Raw genomic sequence first — 20485 nt, 5'->3', positions numbered from 1 at the left:
GTTGTGTCCGACGGACAGTTCCCAACCCGCGAGAACTGTGATCCCACCGATCCGGAGGAAGCGTTCCTGTGGATGCTGGTCGGCCTTCCCAGCCTCAAGGGCGCGCCGCTGTTGCTGCCGGTCCAGCACCTGCGGGCGGTGTCGCGTCGGTTGTGGGACTGCGGTGCGCGTCCGGTCGAGGAGCCGGTCATCAAGTACCGGCCCCCGCGCGCGGGTGACCCGCACTGGCTGCTCTCGCCCGGAACCTGGTCCGACGTCGATGAACCCGAGCCCGAGGAAGTCTTCGACGTCCGCAAGTTCGTCGCCGAACTCCCACTCCGGCAGCGTCAGCAGTTGGCGGCAGCGCTCGGCCTGACCGGCACCGTCCCCGACGAGCCCGCCGAGCCCCCGCCGCCGATGCTGCCGGTCACGGCCCCGGTCAGCGTCGAAGCCCACGCCACCAACGACCCGCCCCCGCAGTTCGACCCGACCCGGCGCGGCGTGAAAGCCGTTCTGGCGTATCTGCGTCGCGCCGATCCGGCCGAACGCGAACGGGTCCTGGCCGTCGAGCGCCACTTCGGCAAGGCGCGACCGGCGATCCTGTTGCGCTACGAGGACGCCCAGTCCTGAAAACCTCTATTGGAAAGGAGAGTTCGTCATGTCTGCACGTTTCTGGCCGGTGGCGGCCGGGTTCTGGATCACCTCGTCGTTCGGGCCGCGTGAGGGCGGTTGGCATTTCGGTGTGGACTTCGGCTTCCCCGGCGGCGCGGGCGACCGGCCGGTGTTCGCCTGTCAGGGCGGCACCGTCACCCGCGCCGGACCCGCCCACGGGTTCGGCTCATGGATCGTGATCGATCACCCCGACGCCGAGGGCGGCGGCACCACCGTCTACGGCCACATCCGGCCCGAGGTTGGCGAGGGCCAATGGGTGGCCGCGGGCCAACGGATCGCGGTCATCGAACCCGACCGCTCCCGCAACGCCGGGGTGGCCCCGCATCTGCACCTGGAGTGGCACCGCGGCGTCTACAGCCCGCCCGGCCCCGATCGTCTCGACCCGCTGCCGCTCCTGGACGGCGCGGCCTTCCCGGAAGGAGGACTAGCGATGCCTGAATATGGCATCGACGTCAGCAATCACCAGGGCAAATTCGACTTCGCCCGTGCCGCCGCCGAGGGCATGTCGTTCGTGACTCACAAGGTAAGTCAGGGGACGTGGCAGGACCCGCAGTGGCCACGGGCCCGCGAGCAGATGGGCGAGTTCTTCGAGTTCTGGGGCGGCTACCTCTACTGCGACCTGCACACCCACCCCGACATCGAAGCCGACGCCCTCGCACGGTTCGCCGACACCAGCATCCCGATCCAGATCGACTACGAAGACTTGCGCGGCTTTCCTTCGATCGGGGATCTGTGGGCGCGGGTGAACGCGATCACCGCACGCGGTTTCTCGCTGTTGCCGATCTATCTGCCGCGCTGGTACTGGCGCGACCTCATGGGCTCCCCGGACCTCTCGGGGTTCCCAGTACCCCTGTGGAACAGCTCCTACGTCCCCGGCCTTGGCACACCGGACCGGCTCTACCCAGGTGACGGCCATCGGGGCTGGGAACCGTTCGGCGGCAAAGAGGTCGCGATTCTCCAGTTCTCGGATCGGGCCGCGATCGGCGGCCAGCTCATCGACGTCAACGCCATCCGCGGCGGCCGAGACACGGTCGCCGCCCTGTTCGGAAGGAACGACATGCAGCTCACCGACATCGTCATCAACAAAGACGGCAACCCCGTCACCCTCGCCGACCTCCTGGCATCCATCGACATGCACGCCTCCTGGGTAGTCGACCAACTCGCCGGACCCGACTCCCGCCACCAACCCGGCCCCGCCCTCGACCCCACCGGCTGGCCCCAACTCGACGACAAGTCCGTGGTCGACTCGGTGGCATCAGCACACACGAAGATCGACGCGGTGACCGCGACCCTGGCCGAGGTTCAGGACAAGATCCAGGTCATCCTGGAGCACCTGGTCAAGGACGCCTCCGTGGGTCGGCACCGCGCGCCGGAGGTCGGCCAGTGAACCTCGGGTGGCTCAACGCCGACATCGTCCAAGCCTTCGGAGTCGCCCTGGCCACGGTGATCGGCGCGATCACCGCGCGCCAGGCCGGGCAGGTCCGCCAACTCCAAGCACGGGTCACCGAGTTGGAGGGCCAGGACCTCACCGACGCCGACCGCTACCGCACCCTGGTGCGCCTCGTCAGGCAGTTCCAGCGCCAGCGCGACGACCTCGCCGTGGTCGTGGGGCGCACTGACCCGACCGCGAAAGTCCCCGAAGCCCCCGAGATCCCGGAATGGCTCGCCGGTGAGCTGTGACCACCCCGAACCGGGAAACCCCGGACGGGTCCTGGAACCTGGGAGCGTTCCGGCACTTCCAGAACCAGTCGGTCGAAGACGCCAAAGCCGCCATCCGCGCCGGGGTCATCGGCGCCTACACGGGAGCGCAGAACGCGCACCGCCGCGAAGTCCGCCAACCCATCTACCAACGGCCGACCTACGAACAGGTGCCCACCGACATCCCGTTGTGGGCCAACCTCACCGCCACCGACGACACCACCTTCCCCCTCGCCCTGCTCGCGCGCCAACCCGACGCGAACGGGTCGCTCACCCAGGCCCCGTTCTACCAACCCGCCTCCGGCGCCGTGGAAATCGGCATGATCCGCACCCTGCGCGACCGCGAATACCGCCAAGTCGGACTGCTGATCGGACCGGCGGGGTGGTCGATGGTCAACAACGCCTACGTCATGGTGTACCGGTTCGAGGAAGCGACCGGGGACCTGCACCTGATCTGGGACACCGGCGACATCCGGCCCGTCCTCACCAACGCGAGCACCCAGTACCGGTTCGACCTACCGACCATCGACGCCCGCCAAGGCGACGTCTACGGGGTCGGATTCTTGTCGAACTACTTCGGCATCGGCTACAAACTCGCCACCGTGCCCCGCTGGGTGATCGAACAACCCGGCGGCACCCAACCCCGGCAACCGTATTACTGGAGCCGCGGTGGCGACGGGGGCGGTATAGGCCCCGGATTCCCCACGCCGCCCGCGTTCCTGCGCGCCGATCACGTCGGCACCAACCACTGGTGGCCCTGGTTCCTCCTCGGCTGACACCGCTCCTTACCGCCGCGCCCCGCGTCGGCACTCATTCACCCGTATCCCGAAAGGCCCTGATTCGTCATGCCCGCATCACCGGCGACTCTCAGCGAGCGTCTACGTACCCCGCCCCGGCTGCGCACCATCCGGTTCGGGCGCTTCCGCCTCACCTACATCCCCGACGGCTACATCGGCCTCAAACCCCGCGGCTGGGTACCCGAGGCCACCGAAGCCGACTGGGCCACCCACGCCGAATACTTCGACGCCTACGGCTGCCTGGTCGCCGGACTCGGCGCCCTGCTCGTGCAGCGCGGCCGACGCGCTATGCTCATCGACGCCGGAGCCGGACCCGTCGTCCTCCCGGACGTGCTCGAGAACCCCATGACAGGCGAAATGCGCTCGGGTGCGCTGCTGGACAGCCTCGCCCAGATCGACGGCCTCGACCGCATCGAAGCCATCGCGATCACACATCTGCACTTCGACCACCTGGGCTGGACCCTCGCCCAGGTACCGGCCCGCACGCCGTTCGCCACCGCGCCTATCTACCTCGGCGAAGTCGAATGGGCCTGGTGGCGATCCCTGACCCCCGCCATGATCGACACCCTGCCCGCCTGGGCCAAACCCAGCGTCCTGACCCGCCCGATCCTGGACACCATTGCCTCGCGGGTGAAAACGGTGCACCACGGCACCCGCATCTTCCCCGGCGTCCGAGCCGTCACCATCCCTGGCCACACCACCGGACACACCGGCTACGAACTGCGAACCTGCGGCAAACGGATGCTGGTGTTCGGGGACGTGTTCCACTCTCCGATCCAGATCACGCACCCCGAATGGGCGGTAGGGGCCGACTACGACCAAGCCGAGGCCATCGCGCACCGCCAGCAGCTTGTAGGTGACCTCGCCAGCAGCGGAGACCTGGCCTTCGGCATCCACTTCGCAGACGTCCCCTTCGGCCGTGTTCACCGCGACATCACCACCGGCCGAACCACCTGGATTCCCTATAACTGACCGCCGACCTGGGCCGGGCATCTCGAACGGGAGCCCGGCCCTGTACACACCACATGGCTGACTACCTCGGATACCGACCCCACCGCTACACGATCGTGCTCACCCGTGGTGCCGCGTTCGTCCAACGATTCGAAATCACCGACTCTCCACTGCCGGACGGCACGACATCGTGGATCGATATCTACGACACCGAGGACGAACTACTGACCACCTGGCCCGCCACATCCGTCACCCCACTCGCCGTCGAATATTTGATCGAACCCAGCAAGACCGACGGAATCGGGCACCGCACCCGTGCCGCATACAATCTCTACCTCAATTACCCCGAAAGCCGTCTACCCTACTGCTGGTTCCGCGGACCGGTCATCCGAGACGACTGAGACCGTCCAACAACCACGCCGTTGGCTTACGCCAGGGCACGGCCGCGTAATGGCGGTCATTACCTGGGGTCGGGAGACCGCGGTTACGGGCGCGGTCCCATCTGCCGAAGACGTCTGTTCGAGCATGGCTCAAGCTGATAGTTCAGCCGCGTTTCGAGGAGCGCCGACCGTTGAGCGCACGTTGCGCAGGGACGACGCTGCCAGTGCCCAGCGTATTTCTTGGCAGCTTCCTGTCGGCAGACCGGTTGCCAACCCTCGCAAGGCGATGAGGACCGGCCGAAGCCGCCGACCCGCTCAGCGGTCCGACCTGTTGCCAACCCTCGCAGGGGCGATGAGGACACGAGGCCGCCAACTACCGCAAGCACACTCGCTTCGCGTTGCCAACCCTCGCAGGGGCGATGAGGACGTGACGCAGCTCTCGGTCATCCACCTCACCGAGCCAGTTGCCAACCCTCGCAGGGGCGATGAGGACCTGCGCCAGTCCGACCAGGCCATCGACTGCTGGACGGGTTGCCAACCCTCGCAGGGGCGATGAGGACAAGGCTCTCAGGGAACCTGTCCAGGGCTACTCGTCGTTGCCAACCCTCGCAGGGGCGATGAGGACGCGTCGGCCGCGAATTGCAGAGGCTTGCCGGACGCGTTGCCAACCCTCGCAGGGGCGATGAGGACAACAGTAGTCGGGGGTCCTCGCCGCGCCCCCACGCCGGTTGCCAACCCTCGCAGGGGCGATGAGGACCCGTGGCTGTCCGGCCACATCCTGCCCGGCATCAGGTTGCCAACCCTCGCAGGGGCGATGAGGACATGCCCGACCGTCTGTCCCTCCAAGACCTGCGGTACTTCAGGTTGCCAACCCTCGCAGGGGCGATGAGGACGGGGCCTGCCGATCGGCGGCGTAGACCGGGGTGATCCTGTTGCCAACCCTCGCAGGGGCGATGAGGACCCGGGTATGAACGGTGCCCCACTGATGCTGCCCACGTTGCCAACCCTCGCAGGGGCGATGAGGACGCGTCGAGTGTTGAGCGTCATTGGGGATGACGATTACGGGGGCTGAGTCGTCGTTGGTGTTGCCGATGTGATGTTCGGCGTCGGGTTCGAGTTGATCGTGGTGGTCTCCACCGTCAGGGTGACGAGCATTGCAGGGTGCACGGCACCCCGGCTTGGTCTTGGCGGATCCTGTGGCGGGGTGCCGTGCGTAGTGCTCGGAGGCACTGGTGGTCACGGTAGAGGTCGATCTGGTTCGCGTCGAGACACGGCTGGTGGCGGGTGAGATCCGGTGCCCGGCATGTGTTGTCGGGGTGTTGGCCCGGTGGGGGTGGGCACGACCGCGGCGGGTCGGGCCGGTCGGTGAGCGGGTGCGGCCTCGGCGCGCTCGTTGCCGGGGCTGTGGGGTGACGCATGTGTTGTTGCCGGTGACTTTGCTGCTGCGCAGGGCATATGGGGCGGCGGTGATCTGGGCCGTGCTCGCCGCCCGTGCGGGCGGGCTCGGTCATCGCCGGATCGCGGTCCGGCTCGGGCTGGTCGCCGCGACGGTGCGGGGTTGGCTGCGGCGGACGGCGGGTCGGTTGGAGGCGGTGCGGGCGGAGTTCGTCGGGCTGGGGGTGTCGGCGGGGGTGGATGTGAGGGTCCCGAAAGCCACCGGATCTGTGTGGGCCGACGTGGTGACCGCGATCGAGTGGGCTGCGTCGGTGATCGGTGATCGGTTCGTCGACCTCGGCGTGGTGACGCCGGCCGGGGTGGCGGTGGCCGCTACTGGTGGTCGGCTTCTGGCTCCGGGCCGGCCGCCGGGATCGGGCCGGGCCGGTCGCAACACGAGTTGCCCCTGACGCTACCGGGGTCTCACGGGTGATCCTCACCGGAGTTATTGCCCGGCAACGGTGTTGATGCCGGGCAGCGCCGAATTGTGAGGAGGACACTGGTATTGAGTGCCGACCAGGAAGAAGTTCGTCGCCGGGAAAGAGCCCAAGCGCTCGCGTTGTTCCGGTATCAGCTGATCTGCCCGGCCCTGGACCAGAGTCTGGGGCCGAAGGCGCGAGGAAAGATCGTGCGGGAGATCGCCTCGCGCACGCATGCCGATCCGTTCGGGAATCGGGTCACCTATTCCCGCGACACCCTCGATCGCTGGATTCGCCGGTGGCGGCACGGGGGCTTCGAGGAATTGGTGCCCTCGGTGCGGCAGTCGAGCATCCGCACCGATACCGGTGTGCTGGAGATGGCGGCGGCGTTGAAGCGGGAGAACCCGGCCCGCACCGTCGCGCAGGTGCAGCGGATCCTGCGCGCCTGGACCGGGTGGGCGCCGTCGGAATCGACGCTGCTGCGGCATTTCCACCGCCTGGACCTGATAGGCCCGGCCGCCGGGCCGAATCCGGTCGTGTTCGGCCGGTTCGAGGCCGACCACCCGAACGAACTCTGGGTGGGCGATGCTCTGCACGGCCCGAGAGTGGGTGGCAGGAAAACCTACCTGTTCGCTTTTCTCGACGACCACAGCCGGTTGATGCCGGGTTACCGGTTCGGGTTCGCCGAGGACACCGTCCGGTTGGCGGCGGCGCTGGAGCCCGCGCTGGCCGCGCGCGGGGTTCCGGAGTCGGTTTATGTTGACAACGGCAGCGCGTTCGTCGATGCCTGGCTGCTGCGGGCCTGCGCGAAACTCGGTGTCCGCCTGATTCATTCGACACCCGGCCGCCCGCAGGGCCGAGGGAAGATCGAGAGGGTGTTCCGCACCGTCCGCGATCAGTTCCTGGTCGAGGTTCCCGACACCACCGCCGAACAGATCGCCGAATCGGGGATGGACCACCGGGCCGCGTTGTTCGAGTTGAACGGCCTGTTCGCGGCCTGGGTCGAGATCGAATACCACCGGCGTGTCCATTCGGAAACCGGGCAGAGTCCGCTGGCCCGCTGGGACACCAGCTGGGAACGCCTGGGCCGGGCCCCGGCGATCCCGACCGCGCCGGATCTGACCGAGGCGTTCCTCTGGAGCGAGTACCGCACCGTCACCAAGACCGGCACCGTCTCGCTGCATTCCAACACCTACCTCGTCGAACCCGCCCTGGCCGGACGGCGGGTCGAGTTGGTGTTCTCCCCGTTCGACATGGAAACCATCGACGTCCGATACCGCGAGAAGAGTTACGGAAAAGCGGTGCCCCACACCATCACCCGCCACGCACACCCCAAAGCCCGACCCGAGATCAGCTCACCGGAGCCGGCGGCGTCGACCGGGATCGACTATCTGAAGCTCACCGCGCAGGCCCATCACGAGCAACTGCGCCGCGACCAGCGCATCGGCTACGACGCCCTCTACCAGGCCGAAACCACGCGAAACGAGGCCGGACAGTGAGTATTCAACGCCTGCAATCGCATTACGGTTTCACGACAATGCCCTTCGGCCGGAATCTCGCGCCCGGCATGCTGCACCGCCACCCCGGCCACGGCGAAGCCGTCGCCCGCATCACCTGGTGCGTCGACCAGCACGCCATCGGCGTCATCACCGGCGAGGTCGGCGCCGGCAAAACCGTCGCCGTCCGCGCCGCCACCGCTGCCCTGGACGCCTCCCGCCACATCGTGATCTATCTGCCGAACCCCTCGATCGGGGTCCGCGGCATGCTCCACCACATCGTCAGCGCGCTCGGGCACAGCCCGAGCTTCTACACCGCCACCCTGGCCCCGCAGGCCGCCGACGCCCTCGCCGCCGAACACGCCGAACGCGGGCGCACACCAGTCGTGGTGATCGACGAAGCCCACCTGCTCGACAATCACCAATTGGAGGCCATCCGTATGCTCACCAACCACGACATGGACTCCGGCAGCCCGTTCGCCGCTCTGCTCGTCGGCCAGCCCACCCTGCGCCAACGCCTCCGCCTGGGAATCCTGGCCGCGCTCGACCAGCGCATCTCCATGCGCTACACCCTCACCGGCATGGCACCCGAGGACACCGCCGACTACATCCGCCACCACTGCCGCATAGCCGGCCGCCAAGACACCCTGTTCAGCGACGACGCAATCGGGTTGATCCACAACGCATCCCGCGGACACCCCCGCGCGGTCAACAACCTCGCCGTCCACGCTCTCACCGCCGCGTTCGCCGCCGGCAACGCCATCGTCGACGAGAAATCCGCCCGCATCGCCATCACCGAAACCGGCAACGACTGACCCACACCACCACCAGGTCGACGACCCACACCGTCACCACACCGACCACGGCCTCGCTCACCCAGCCGAGCGAGGCCGTTCCCATCCCCTCATCATCGGCACCACCAATGACGCCAACATCGGCAAACTCAGCGGCGGCCAACAGTCGAGCACGTACGCGCCTTTCTGGCCGATCCTGTGTTGCCAACCCTCGCAGGGGCGATGAGGACTCCACTCGATGTTGAGGTCGCCGTGCACGTACCCCTGTTGCCAACCCTCGCAGGGGCGATGAGGACTTCGGCGGGGTCGTCTGTGGCGATCCGGCATTACATGTTGCCAACCCTCGCAGGGGCGATGAGGACGCGGCAACCGATTGCGGATCGCGCGCATCGACCACGACGAGTTGCCAACCCTCGCAGGGGCGATGAGGACCAGACCGACCGACCAGAATCCAGGAGCGACCAGATGCCGTTGCCAACCCTCGCAGGGGCGATGAGGACACAAGCCCGGCAGAGGGCGTTTCCCCAGACCAGACGGCAGTTGCCAACCCTCGCAGGGGCGATGAGGACGGGATGCCGGACGATTGCGTATCTGCGTCTTCACCCCGTTGCCAACCCTCGCAGGGGCGATGAGGACGTGCTTGCCCCCTGCCGCTGCACTCGTATACCGGGAGTAGACGTTGCCAACCCTCGCAGGGGCGATGAGGACACCTCCCGCCACTCGGTGACGTAGCGGCGCATCAACCGAGTTGCCAACCCTCGCAGGGGCGATGAGGACCCGACCTCCCCGCCACCGCCCACACGCCCGCCTCGGAGTTGCCAACCCTCGCAGGGGCGATGAGGACCCGGGGGGGTGGAGACTGCCCGGTATCGGTGCTGCATGTTGCCAACCCTCGCAGGGGCGATGAGGACAGGACCGGACCCATGTTCGTGCAAACCAAATCCCCGTTGCCAACCCTCGCAGGGGCGATGAGGACCCGCCGCCGTCATCCAGGGTGCTGCGGTGCTCAAACTGTTGCCAACCCTCGCAGGGGCGATGAGGACGGACAGGCCGATCCATCCGAGGACACCGGCGTAGCGTTGCCAACCCTCGCAGGGGCGATGAGGACACTGGTTGCAGACGAGTCGATCGGCGCGCCCGCGTTCGGTTGCCAACCCTCGCAGGGGCGATGAGGACTCATGAAGCACCTGCGGGAGTAGCTGGCCCAACTCGTGTTGCCAACCCTCGCAGGGGCGATGAGGACCACGGCGCGATCTCTGGCGAACTACCTCCAGAACCGTTGCCAACCCTCGCAGGGGCGATGAGGACGTACTTGCTGGCACTGCCGCGCTCGGTGTCGATGACGCGTTGCCAACCCTCGCAGGGGCGATGAGGACCGGGTGCGCTCATGCCGCACCGTCCTCGGTCAGGACCTGTTGCCAACCCTCGCAGGGGCGATGAGGACCTTCCTCGGACATCCGGTAGGCACGAGCCACCCCGGGTTGCCAACTCTCGCAGGGGCGATGAGGACGCGGGACCGGGAACCCCTCGTCGTCCACGACGAACTGTTGCCAACCCTCGCAGGGGCGATGAGGACGGGTGCCCGGTGAACTTCGCCGAGTCCCGCGTCATGGCGTTGCCAACCCTCGCAGGGGCGATGAGGACCTGGCCGAGTGGCGGCGCGGCCAGCTGCGCGACGCGTTGCCAACCCTCGCAGGGGCGATGAGGACTTCATTGTCTCGCAACCTATCTCGTCTCGCCTCCCTGTTGCCAACCCTCGCAGGGGCGATGAGGACCGGGGGCTATCGGCGGTACCGGAGTGGTCATCTTCGGCTGTTGCCAACCCTCGCAGGGGCGATGAGGACTCGCCACGGTGCGGTTCGCGATCGAACGGTGCTTCGCGTTGCCAACCCTCGCAGGGGCGATGAGGACGTCCTCGCCGAACTGGACGGCCGCGCCGACCGCGACCGGTTGCCAACCCTCGCAGGGGCGATGAGGACGAGACCGTGAATTCTCTGGTGGTGTGGTCGCGCCAGATGTTGCCAACCCTCGCAGGGGCGATGAGGACCCCACAGTAAAGCTGCTGGTTGCAGCATCGCGGGATGGGTATTTTGGTTGTATTTTGCAGCAGACTGTCGGTAGTGCAGTGGTGTTCGGCGTGTCGCTGCAATGATCTTGCCGTCAGATGATGGTGGATGGGGCGGATTGGGTTGTTCCCCAGGATTCGCGGCGGGGTGTTGTTCCGGGTGGGTAGGTGTAGACGAGGACACTGTCGTAGCTGGGGTCGATCGCGGTTTCGATGGCGGTTCGGAAGCGTCGGTATTGGGCAGGGCTGAGCGAACCTTCGAACACGCTGCGTTGGACGTGGTGCAAATATTGGCGGCAGGTTCTGAGTACCACGGGGTTTCGTTCGACTGCGGTGTCGTAGACGACGATGACGTACATGGTCCTACCACCAGATCCGGAATGGTGTGTAGGAAGTTTGTTCGAGTGAGGTGCGGGTGAGTTTGAGTGCTTCGAGGTAGAGCAGTTCTTCGTAGGCGACTTTGCGCTTGAGGCTGCGGTGTTGGACGGTCGTTGCGAGTTCGTCGCGCACGGCCGCGACGACGAATTTGCGCCCGGCTTCGCTCAGCGCCGCGTGGTCGACTTTGCGGTCGAAATGTTGTGTGGTGAGTTGGTTTCTGTGGGCCAGGCGCAACAGCAGTCGCTCGGCAAACAATGGTTTGAATACTTCGGCGAGGTCCAGGACCAGGGAATGGCGTTGGCGTTGCATGCTGGCGTGCAGGAACGCGATGCCGCTGTGTAGTGGTGTGAGTCGGATGGCGGTGAGTGCGCGGGTGTAGGTGATGCCGTTGACGTAGCTGATGAAGGCGTTGCCGGCGTTGCGCGGTGGACGGCGGCTGCGCCCGTGGAGTTGGAGCCAATCCGGGAGTCGGGTATCGATCACTTCCCATGCGCTGCGCCGGAATGTGCCTTCGGCGCCCATCAGTTGTTCGCGGGTATCCGCCTGCTGTACCGAGGATTCCAGCACCTTCAAGGGATGGGTGAGGAGTTCGCGATCGATGACACGGCGGACGTTGAACGCAGTGGCGCGGACTATCTGCCGGGCGATGTCTAGACCGGCGATGGTGTCGGCGGCCAGTCGTGCTTGCGCGAGGACGGTGTGGCCGGAGGTGCTCGATTCCGCGGTGAGCAGGGATCCGGTGTAGTCGCCGTAGTGGCCGAGCAGGTGTAGGTCGATGTCGTGGGTGTTGAGCAGACTGATCACAGCGGTATTGATGTCGACCGGTTCGCAGGCGACAATATCGGCGACGTCGGTGACCGGGATGTGGACCGGTGTTCCGTCGGCACGTTCGATGACCAATGATTGGTCTTTGCGCTGTATTCGGCAGGCGGTGGTGAGCCAGTAGGTGCGTGTGGCTGCGGGCATTCAGTCCGTCCAACAGTATTCGAGGTAGCTGCAGCCGTGGCAGGCGCGTTGTGTCAGTCGGGGTGGCGATGTGTCGGCGGTGATGGTTTCGAGCGCGGTGGTGATCATCGTTGCGGTGGTGGTGTCCTCGGTCGGTGTGTAGGGAATGCGTATGGTGCGGCGGGTTCTCGGGTATTTGAGGATGGCGCCTTCGACGTCGACTCCGAGGTGGTGGAGCCGGAAGCAGTAGTGCATCGCTTGAGCGCGATCGGCTGCGGTCGGGTGGGCCGAGGATTTCACTTCGTGTACCCAGCGTTGGCCATCGAAGTGGTCGAGTTTGGCCGCGCCCAGATCGACGGCGTGCTCGCGTCGGTAGCTGGTGTCGTGCACGGCTTCGCCGAGTTGCACTCGTTCACTGAGTGATTCAGGGCGAAGACCGCGTGCGTAGAGCCATAATTGTCGTGGGCAGTGGTTGAGGTATTTGATGTGGACTCCGCCGATATCGTCTGTGGTGAGCACTGCCTCAGATGACCTGTCCTGGTTGGTAGGAGCTGCGGGTGTCGCGGTAGATCTTCGCGAGGCCACCGGCGGTGCTGTAGTCGCCGTCGATTATCAGGACATCCAGTGTCCGGTCGTAGACGCCGAGGGATCTGCCATAGTGGGGGAGCGGGATGAGGAACTGGCTACCGAGCAACCTCCCGGCACGGGGATCGGTGGCCGAGTTCAGAGCAGCGGCATAGTCGTCGCGGTCTTCGGTGAGGATCGCCTCGACTCCGTCGAACAATTCCTCGAATGTTTCGGTGAGTTGCTGGCGAGCATCATCGAAAGGTGCCTCGAACCGTAGGAGGTCGTCGAAGGATCGTTGGTGGTAGCAGACGTCCTCGGTCCATTGCTCGCCCCAGGGGGAGGCGTAGAGTTTGTTGAGCCAGTCGCCGAGCAGTTGTTCGTCCAAGACGGTGCCGGTGTGGGATTCGAGCAGATCCATGGTGAATTCGGTGGGTTCACGTTCGTAGACGCCGTCGGCGTATTCATCACCACTGCCAGCGCGGCGTTGATATTCGGGAGTGTGCACGACGACGTCGGCGGGTGGACGGTCGGCGGTGCGATTGACCCGCCCGAAGCGCTGGACCAATGCCTCCAGCGGTGCTCCGCTGGTGTGCAGCGCGTCGAAAGACACGTCGAGAGAGACTTCCACGACCTGGGTGGCCACCAGCAGCCCTGGCTGGTGGGTGTGTCCGCTGCCGAACCGTTGCCGGATCTCCTGCTCGATGGATGCGCGGTCCTTGGCCTTGAAACGTGAGTGCAGCAGCAACGCGGAGTCCTCGCCGTACAGATGGCGGGAGATCGGTGCCAGTTCGGTGTGGATGGATCGTGCGTCGGCGACGTTGTTGGCGACGACGAGCACCGATTGCCCTGCCCGCAAACGGGTTTCGATCAGCGCCAATGACCGGGGACCGGTGAGGTGGCTGTCCTCGATGTGGAGCCGGTGACGTTGGGGCCATTGCCCCCCTTCGGCGTGGATCTGCTGGAACCGATCCGATACCGCGCATTCATCGAGTAGCTCGACCAGTGCCTGCGGCATGGTCGCGGTCACCACGCCGATGCGTCCGCCGAGCCGGACCCAGAACCGGATCATGGCCAAGATCATCCCCAGTCGCTGCGGCTCGTAGGAATGCAGTTCATCCAGGATGAACACCGAATTGGCCGCGTCGATGACGATCGATGAGCACGCAGGCCCAGCCATAGCGCCCCGCAACAGTTGATACGGGGTGCCGACCCGCACGAGCTCGCGAAACAACCGGGTTGCCGCCGCCCGGGACACCGCCTGCCGTGCCGCGTCCACGAAATCGTCGCTGCCACACAGGGAACGGTGCAGGTGGAACGCTGCCGCCTTGGAATGCACCACTCCCACCACGTCGGGGTCGCCGATCATAGTGCCGATCCGGTCGACCATCGCGTTGATCGACGCCAGATAGGGCAACAGATAGAACACCCGCGGCTGCCCAGCACCACGCTCACGTAGCCCGGTGACCTGCTGTGCAGCCCAGAGCAGGGCCGCTTCGGTCTTTCCCGAACCTGTCGGTGTCCGCAGCAGCAGATGCCCGTCGAGCTTCGCCACCTCGCGCTGGTGACCGCGCAAGGTCTTGCCGATCGAGATCATGTCGGATCTCAGCCGGTCGGCGAAGACCGAATCCACAGGCTGGGTGTCGAGTAGCTGGCCGTGAGCAGAGGACACGTGATCGGCGAAGGTGACCGCGCCTTGCAGCAGCATGGCGGTGAGATTGTCTGCGGGGACGACGTCCTCGGGTTGTCCCCATCGTGCGCGTAGCAGTTCGAGCAACCGGTATCCGGCCTCGGCGATATCACCGGCTACCTCGGGAATGTCCTGGGCCAGCGCTTCCTCGGCCAGCACACCGGCCAACCATTGCCGCAACCGAGTCTGTGCTGTCGGGTCGACGTGCCCGAAGCGGGCGCCGAAGACACCCGGATCCGGGTCGCGGTGGCTGGGCAGGATCGCGCGCCCAGCCGGACCTGTCAGGGGGCGATGATGGGTCAATACCCCCAAACCCACCCATGCCTGCTCGTCGGTCGGCCATCGGGACAGCAGGTCGGCGACGAACCCGAGGGAATACACCTCGTGGCGCTGCCCCCATATCGGGCCGCGTGGTGTGGCGACCATCGCCTGAAACCCCTCGGGCACTTTCCCGGCGTCATGGGTCAGTGCCGCTACCAGCACCCATCGCCAGAAGCCCTCGGGCACCGCCGCTATGCGCCCGACCCGCTGCTGCAGTCGTCGGGCACCGATCAAGGTCGCCGTCAGGTGATCGGTCAGCGACTCACCCTGCCGGAATCCAGGGCGCGGGCTCTTGGCCCGCAACCGATCCAGCTCATCTACCACGGCCGCCCACCGACTCGAATTGGGCCGGATGGACCTCACCGATCAACGCAATCGCTTGCCCGGACAATTCGGCCTCACCCGGCGCGACACTGCAACCGGTATCGATCACCCTGTCGCTCCCGCTGACCGCGTACCGGTAACCGTCCCACCGGTTGCGTGCCCGATCCGTACTCAACACTGTCGGCAACCGCAGCAGCGTCCCCGCGGAACTCAGTTTCTCCGGCACGAGCGCATGCCCTTGCCGCCCCGGCGCAGCGACCAGTTCGACGCGTTCGGTGCGTGCGGCGGCCAAGTCCTGGCTACGACCCAGCCGCAGCGGCCACACCGGTCGCCGCAGCGCGTCGGCCCAGAAATCGAGATCCTCGACCAGCCACACCCTCAGCGCCACATCGGCGAGGAACTCCCGGTCTTTCGGCGTCGCGGAGGTGGCCCGTCCCCGCCCATCCAACGGATGGTAGGTCTCCAGGTCGATGCCGGATCCAGCCGCGGTGAACACCGCACCGAAGCGCAACCCGACCGGCACCCGCTCCCAGGCACCGGCCGCACCAGCCAGCAGCCCCGCGATCGTCGACGGCGGTGGACACGGCAAACCGACCTGCACTCCCGCATACAGCGGGTTCCGAAACGACGCGACGGCGGCAGTGACGGTGACCTGCAACGCCTCGGTCACCGCCGCGATTCCTCGAACCAGTCGTCGTGCTCGCCTGCCTCGGCCTGCTTGGCCAACCCACGCAACACCACACGCGGATGATCGATGACCAGGGTGCCGTCGCTGATCAAATCTTCGAGTTCCGCACGGGCCTGGTCACGTTGAGCACCCAGGAAGCCCGGAGCCCACCCCACCTGCACAGGTCCGGCGAGCACATCACTCCACGCGGTGATCTCCTCGCGCAACACAGCGGCATCGAACACCGTCTCCAGATGCGGGTAGCCCTGGTCCTCACGCACCGCCCGAGCAGCCAACACTCGCGTGAACGGATTATTGCCACCGGACACCGGCGCGAGCACAACCAGCGCTGGGGAACGCTCCCCGTAATGCAACGCCCGCTTCGCACCGCCACACACCTCGGCGAGGGTGTTCAACAGCACCGCCAAACGGCGTCGACGTTCCTCGATCGGCAAGCGAACACTGTCCAGCCCACGGAAATTCACTCGCTCGGCACCGCTGGCCTCGGCTTCCTTGGTCGCGGCGTCGGTAAGGTTTCGACGCAACCCGCTGCCCTGAACTTGGAAAACCCCGACCCGCGCGACATCGACCAGGACATCGCCGGCCAATTCCGCCGAGTAATGCTCGTGCTCGTGGATCACCGGGTTCTCATCAGGACCGAATCCGCGACTCATCGTCCCGAAATCACGAGTCGGCCGACGCGGCGCGACCGACACCAACGTCCCGGTCGCCAACACCGTGTCACGTTGGTAACTACCGTCTTTCAACGCGACCATGTACCCGAACAGATCATCATCGAGGTAAAGATCCGGGCGACCGGCGGTGTATGCCTGCTGATTGGCCTTCGAACCCGAACGCGTGACCGGCGACACCGCGACATCCGGCGGGAAACTGTCACGCACCCACCTCCGGAACGCCTGCGCCGACACATACGGATGAATGTTGCGGCCGATCATCATCCGCTTCACCTCACCGACATTGCTCTCTCCACGGGCGTTGTTCGGCGCACCCGCGGTGATGTCCAAGGCAATCTTGCCCACGAGATAGGTCACTGCTCGTCCTCCGTCAGAATGGTGTCGTCATGGTCGTCTCGGGCCTCGGGGGTGCCCGCGAGCCAGTCGTGGCGCGCCAAGTGCTCCAGGACCGCGACGAACAGCAGATCGCGGTTGAGCCGAATCCGGTCACCGGGCTCGAACAACAACCGCCACTGCTCGGTGGTGACCAACGGCTCACCGATCTTCTGCTGCAGCGTCCACGCAGTCGCCTGGCGTTTGAGCCACCCTTGTAGCTTCAACGGATCCGAATGCACATGCTCGAACTCTTTGAGGGTGCCCCGCTGCGGCTTTTCCCGCAGCAGCGCACCAATCGCGTCCCCGAGCCGGACAATCTGATCGACGTCACGCTGTGCCACGCCGAAAACCTCCTTGATGAATGAGCGATACACCTGCGCGAGCGCGTCTGTCTCCGGTGGCGGAGCCTCCAGCTCACTGGTCAACCGGGCAAGATAGGAAGCGATGGTCATCGGAATGCGATACGGATATCGGAAGGCGTTGTAGGCCAACCGAACCGATCCCGCAGACTTGGGGCTGTAGTGCGCGCGGATCAAGTACCGGAAGCCGGTAACCAGGTCGAGGGAGTGCAAGGTGGAACGCAACCACTCCGCCAACGGTTGCTCGATCCCATGCACATCGAGGGTCTGCTGCTTGTTGGAGTTGCTGAACACAAACAACTCCACACCGTCGCGCATCTCGTCCTCGTAGGTACGCAACGCGCGTAACGCTTCCACCTCACGCGAATACGGCGACGGCGCCGCCTCGGTCGAGGACCTGCCGACCTGCCACCGCGTCCGTCGCACCTGTCGCCGAGTCATCGCCGCCAGGACATGATCATCCCAACTGTGTAGCGCAGCCGCCTTACCACCACGGATCGAACACCCATACGGCATCGCATAGAAGCAGGTCAGGCAGCCCGAACACAACGCCATACCGTCATGACCAGGAACCGTCGTATTGCGGTGCTCGACACTGGCCGCCAACGGAATATCCACCTTGCCGTAGAAACCGCACGCCGCCTGACCACAGAGCACACACGGCACGCCCGACAACGCCTCGGGGACCTCCCTGGGGATCTCGCGCCAACGCTGAATCTGTTCACGTCGCTGTGGCACCGACAGTGATTTCCGGTTGGTCGGATTCATCTTCGAGTTCGGCCAGAACAGGTAGCTTGCTGACAACCAGAACGATCCAGGCGCCTTGGTGTCTGCGAGTCGTGCGGTCGCCACCACATCATCGGTCATTACTTTCCGCGCCACGTCGATCTCCGCGACAGTCAGTGTCTGCGGACTGCGCTGTACCCCATCTACTTTTGCGAGACTGGCAAGCGCGAACGCGCCTACCCGCTGCAACGGATGCGGCGTCAACCGCACCCCCGTCTCAGTTCCCGCCGCAGTCGCGTTCACGCCGCGATCCACCCGAACCCAGCAGCGTTCGCCTGCCCGAGTCCCCAGTCACGAACCGCATTTAGGACAAGTGGGTTTCCACGGAGGACAACCTCCACAGGTGCACCTGGTTTGAGACCGTCACCTGTCGTGAACGACCGCTTCGGCCCTACCCACTCGACCTGCTCGAGCGCTACTTCCGGTGCCATACCCAATGTCTCGGCCTTGCGACGCAAGTTGTTCTCGAAATAGTGATGAAACTCCGGCTCGGTCGGTAGCACCCACGCCTGCCGCGTCGTACGCACCCCGCTGTCATCGCGGCCCGACCCCTTCATCACCACCGGCGTCCGGGTGCGCAACCGCGCGGTCTCCGACTCCGCGGCCGTCTCCACCAGGGTGATATCCCGAATGCGCAAAGCGACACCACCCCAATCGATCAACTCGCGGCCAGATAACGCCACCGACCACGCCGCGACCACTTCCGGCACCGGGCTGCCTAACTCCAGATAGCCCACCCCGCCCGCTGAATAGACCCCGCGCCGCTTCTTCGCCTGTGGGAATACCGGTCCCGAATACCCGAACGGCACCATCCCGTGCCGCCCCCAACCCTGTTCATGCAAACGCTTGGCCAACCCTGGTGCGGACTGGCTCAGCAACCGATAACAAACCGCACGGCCGGGTTCAAGAACGCTGTCCCACGGCACTTCTCGCGCCGAAGTCGACACCCCAATTCTGAGCCGCACGCTACCTCCGATCCCTGATATGACACAGCTCGGGCAACCTTAACGGCACCCACCGACAGTTCGCACCGAACTGGTCGGACTGCTGAACGCGGGCAATCAAAATAGGTAGGTGCCAACCGGTCTCCTCGATTCCGGTGTCGATCACCTGCGGCGAATATTGAGGAAGCAAAGGTGGCGTGTCGGCTAGAGCGTGTAATGTAAGCCGCACTCCGCCTTGTGCATTCGAGCGCTACGCTGTAGCTTCATGAGGCGTTGGATCGTAGTTGTCGACATTCTCGTCAGCGATACATCCCAGCAAGGTTTGAAACGCTAGTGCGTGAAGGTATGGCGCCCTCATGCCGGAAGACATCATCGCCCCTCGGAGGGAACGTGCACCGAAGCGCTGGAAACGGTGCACGAGCCTGATCGAAGGCATCCTTGTTCCCTTCTGCCGCCCAAAGGAAAAGGGTCGAGATGCGATCAGGAGTTCAGCGACGTCAGGCGCGAGAAGCGCAAGGTTCTCGCGTCGCTCCTCGTATGAAAGGAAGGAATGGGGAAGCAACGTAATAGGAGAAGCTCGGCGACCGGCCGAATCGCCGCCGAGATTACACTTGGGTGCCCAGCATGTGTGCTGGCACTTCTCGTCGTGTTCCTGCACTCTCGATAGCGCACAACGAGAAGCTGGCTGTTGTTCGCGCAACAGCCAGCGTTCCAACCCGTAACAATTCCTGGCGCGGCGCTGGACACCTAATTATACAGCCGCCTAGCGGGGTTCTTGGTAGCGCCCGGGCACCGCGGGGGCACGGAGAAGGGTTTCTATGGCTTGTGTGGGTTTGCCAACCCTCGCAGGGGGCGATGAGGATGCGGTCCCGGATCCAGTCGAACTCACCCTCGCCACCGCGTTGCCAACCCTCGCACAGGGGCGATGAGGACGCGACACCTCGGTTCCGGTGCGACGTTCTGCTAGTTGCCAACCCTCGCAGGGGCGATGAGGACCGTGGGCTCGCCCGCATCGCCGGGGTACGCCTGTGAGGTTGCCAACCCTCGCAGGGGCGATGAGGACACGGCGCGCCCTGTCGTGGTCAGTACCCACGCCGAGCGGGTTGCCAACCCTCGCAGGGGCGACGAGGACTCCACGATCATTGGGATGCCACCCGGGCGGATATTTGTGTTGCCAACCCTCGCAGGGGCGATGAGGACAAGTTGCTCCCCCGGAGGCCGTGGTGGACATCAATCTGTTGCCAACCCTCGCAGGGGCGATGAGGACGTATCACCGTGCCCGAAGTCGCGTCCGTCCTCGACGAGTTGCCAACCCTCGCAGGGGCGATGAGGACCGCGATCACGGTGGACGAGGCGGGCGTCGGGTTCATGTTGCCAACCCTCGCAGGGGCGATGAGGACCTTGAGCCGCCGACCGATCCCGCGCCGCGCGATCTGTTGCCAACCCTCGCAGGGGCGATGAGGACCGCGATCACGGTGGACGAGGCGGGCGTCGGGTTCATGTTGCCAACCCTCGCAGGGGCGATGAGGACCGCGTCCGGCGCGCCGACAGGAGTCGGGGTTGATGGTCGTTGCCAACCCTCGCAGGGGCGATGAGGACGCCGGCGGTCAGACGTTCGGTCTCGGCTACGGCGTCGGGTTGCCAACCCTCGCAGGGGCGATGAGGACACATCGGACTCGATCCTCGCCGCAGTGAGTAACGGGTTGCCAACCCTCGCAGGGGCGATGAGGACGTATCACCGTGCCCGAAGTC

General features: G+C 65.6%; 17 protein-coding genes and 3 CRISPR repeat arrays. Of the genes, 9 read left to right on the top strand and 8 right to left on the bottom strand.

Annotated features, from left to right (window positions below; translation table 11 throughout):
• Window positions 1-3 precede the first annotated feature (3 nt).
• The 9 genes from APZ21_RS32770 to APZ21_RS05695 all read left to right on the top strand — a co-directional run bounded on the left by APZ21_RS32770 (window position 4) and on the right by APZ21_RS05695 (window position 8641).
• The gene (locus tag APZ21_RS32770; protein ID WP_156370718.1) at window positions 4-609 is read left to right on the top strand and encodes a phage gene 29 protein family protein; all 606 of its coding nucleotides are present in this window, start codon (window positions 4-6) and stop codon (window positions 607-609) included.
• A 28-nt stretch (window positions 610-637) separates the two neighbouring features.
• The gene (locus APZ21_RS35440; protein WP_239476500.1) at window positions 638-2038 is read left to right on the top strand and encodes a peptidoglycan DD-metalloendopeptidase family protein; all 1401 of its coding nucleotides are present in this window, start codon (window positions 638-640) and stop codon (window positions 2036-2038) included.
• The gene (locus tag APZ21_RS05725) at window positions 2035-2331 is read left to right on the top strand and encodes a hypothetical protein (RefSeq protein WP_054812169.1); all 297 of its coding nucleotides are present in this window, start codon (window positions 2035-2037) and stop codon (window positions 2329-2331) included. The genes APZ21_RS35440 and APZ21_RS05725 overlap by 4 nt, the downstream gene beginning before the upstream one ends.
• Window positions 2328-3125 carry a hypothetical protein gene (locus tag APZ21_RS05720; protein WP_054812168.1) on the top strand — a complete coding sequence of 266 codons (798 nt, stop codon included), beginning with the start codon at window positions 2328-2330 and terminating at the stop codon, window positions 3123-3125. The genes APZ21_RS05725 and APZ21_RS05720 overlap by 4 nt, the downstream gene beginning before the upstream one ends.
• Before the next feature lie 69 nt (window positions 3126-3194).
• Complete coding sequence (locus APZ21_RS05715) at window positions 3195-4118, top strand: MBL fold metallo-hydrolase (protein ID WP_082392870.1); 924 nt, start codon at window positions 3195-3197, stop codon at window positions 4116-4118.
• Window positions 4119-4171: 53 nt separating this feature from the next.
• Window positions 4172-4498 carry an LtfC-like domain-containing protein gene (locus APZ21_RS05710; RefSeq protein ID WP_054812167.1) on the top strand — a complete coding sequence of 109 codons (327 nt, stop codon included), beginning with the start codon at window positions 4172-4174 and terminating at the stop codon, window positions 4496-4498.
• Window positions 4499-4807: 309 nt separating this feature from the next.
• A CRISPR array of direct repeats spans window positions 4808-5503; the repeat unit is 30 nt; unit sequence GTTGCCAACCCTCGCAGGGGCGATGAGGAC.
• 206 nt (window positions 5504-5709) lie between these two features.
• Entirely contained in the window at window positions 5710-6321 is a 612-nt protein-coding gene (locus APZ21_RS05705; RefSeq protein ID WP_054812166.1) for a hypothetical protein, read from the top strand.
• A gap of 95 nt (window positions 6322-6416) precedes the next feature.
• Window positions 6417-7829, top strand: coding sequence for a DDE-type integrase/transposase/recombinase (locus tag APZ21_RS05700; protein WP_082392869.1), 1413 nt, complete (start codon window positions 6417-6419; stop codon window positions 7827-7829).
• 38 nt (window positions 7830-7867) lie between these two features.
• On the top strand, window positions 7868-8641 hold the full coding sequence (locus tag APZ21_RS05695) for an ExeA family protein (RefSeq protein WP_239476502.1): 774 nt from the start codon (window positions 7868-7870) through the stop codon (window positions 8639-8641).
• A 179-nt stretch (window positions 8642-8820) separates the two neighbouring features.
• Window positions 8821-10667: a CRISPR direct-repeat array (repeat unit 30 nt; unit sequence GTTGCCAACCCTCGCAGGGGCGATGAGGAC).
• Window positions 10668-10780: 113 nt separating this feature from the next.
• On the opposite strand, the gene cas2 is transcribed toward APZ21_RS05695, so the two are convergent.
• From cas2 to APZ21_RS05655, 8 genes are read right to left on the bottom strand one after another with little or no spacing between them, the layout of a single operon-like run.
• Window positions 10781-11044, bottom strand: a complete 264-nt coding sequence (gene cas2 / locus APZ21_RS05690) for a CRISPR-associated endonuclease Cas2 (RefSeq protein WP_054812163.1) — start codon at window positions 11042-11044, stop codon at window positions 10781-10783.
• A gap of 4 nt (window positions 11045-11048) precedes the next feature.
• Window positions 11049-12029 carry a type I-B CRISPR-associated endonuclease Cas1b gene (gene cas1b, locus APZ21_RS05685; RefSeq protein ID WP_054812162.1) on the bottom strand — a complete coding sequence of 327 codons (981 nt, stop codon included), beginning with the start codon at window positions 12027-12029 and terminating at the stop codon, window positions 11049-11051.
• Window positions 12030-12527 carry a CRISPR-associated protein Cas4 gene (locus tag APZ21_RS05680; RefSeq protein WP_054812161.1) on the bottom strand — a complete coding sequence of 166 codons (498 nt, stop codon included), beginning with the start codon at window positions 12525-12527 and terminating at the stop codon, window positions 12030-12032.
• Between the two features lie 4 nt (window positions 12528-12531).
• Window positions 12532-14907 (bottom strand): CRISPR-associated helicase/endonuclease Cas3, encoded by a 2376-nt coding sequence (locus APZ21_RS05675; protein ID WP_054812160.1) that lies wholly within the window; start codon window positions 14905-14907, stop codon window positions 12532-12534.
• Window positions 14897-15577, bottom strand: a complete 681-nt coding sequence (gene cas5 / locus APZ21_RS05670) for a CRISPR-associated protein Cas5 (RefSeq protein WP_204249043.1) — start codon at window positions 15575-15577, stop codon at window positions 14897-14899. The genes APZ21_RS05675 and cas5 overlap by 11 nt, the downstream gene beginning before the upstream one ends.
• Window positions 15574-16626 carry a type I-B CRISPR-associated protein Cas7/Cst2/DevR gene (gene cas7i / locus APZ21_RS05665; RefSeq protein ID WP_054812158.1) on the bottom strand — a complete coding sequence of 351 codons (1053 nt, stop codon included), beginning with the start codon at window positions 16624-16626 and terminating at the stop codon, window positions 15574-15576. The genes cas5 and cas7i overlap by 4 nt, the downstream gene beginning before the upstream one ends.
• Window positions 16623-18032: a hypothetical protein gene (locus tag APZ21_RS05660; protein ID WP_156370716.1), complete on the bottom strand. Its 1410-nt coding sequence runs from the start codon at window positions 18030-18032 to the stop codon at window positions 16623-16625. The genes cas7i and APZ21_RS05660 overlap by 4 nt, the downstream gene beginning before the upstream one ends.
• The gene (locus APZ21_RS05655) at window positions 18029-18667 is read right to left on the bottom strand and encodes a CRISPR-associated endoribonuclease Cas6 (protein WP_204249042.1); all 639 of its coding nucleotides are present in this window, start codon (window positions 18665-18667) and stop codon (window positions 18029-18031) included. Before APZ21_RS05655 ends, APZ21_RS05660 begins: the two co-directional genes overlap by 4 nt.
• A gap of 1032 nt (window positions 18668-19699) precedes the next feature.
• A CRISPR array of direct repeats spans window positions 19700-20465; the repeat unit is 30 nt; unit sequence GTTGCCAACCCTCGCAGGGGCGATGAGGAC.
• Window positions 20466-20485: the final 20 nt, after the last annotated feature.

The organism is Nocardia arizonensis (genome assembly GCF_001310275.1).
GTDB classification, from domain to species: Bacteria; Actinomycetota; Actinomycetes; order Mycobacteriales; family Mycobacteriaceae; genus Nocardia; species Nocardia arizonensis.
The sequence above is the reverse complement of the archived record's forward strand: the minus strand, read 5'-3'. Positions and strand labels throughout refer to the sequence as shown.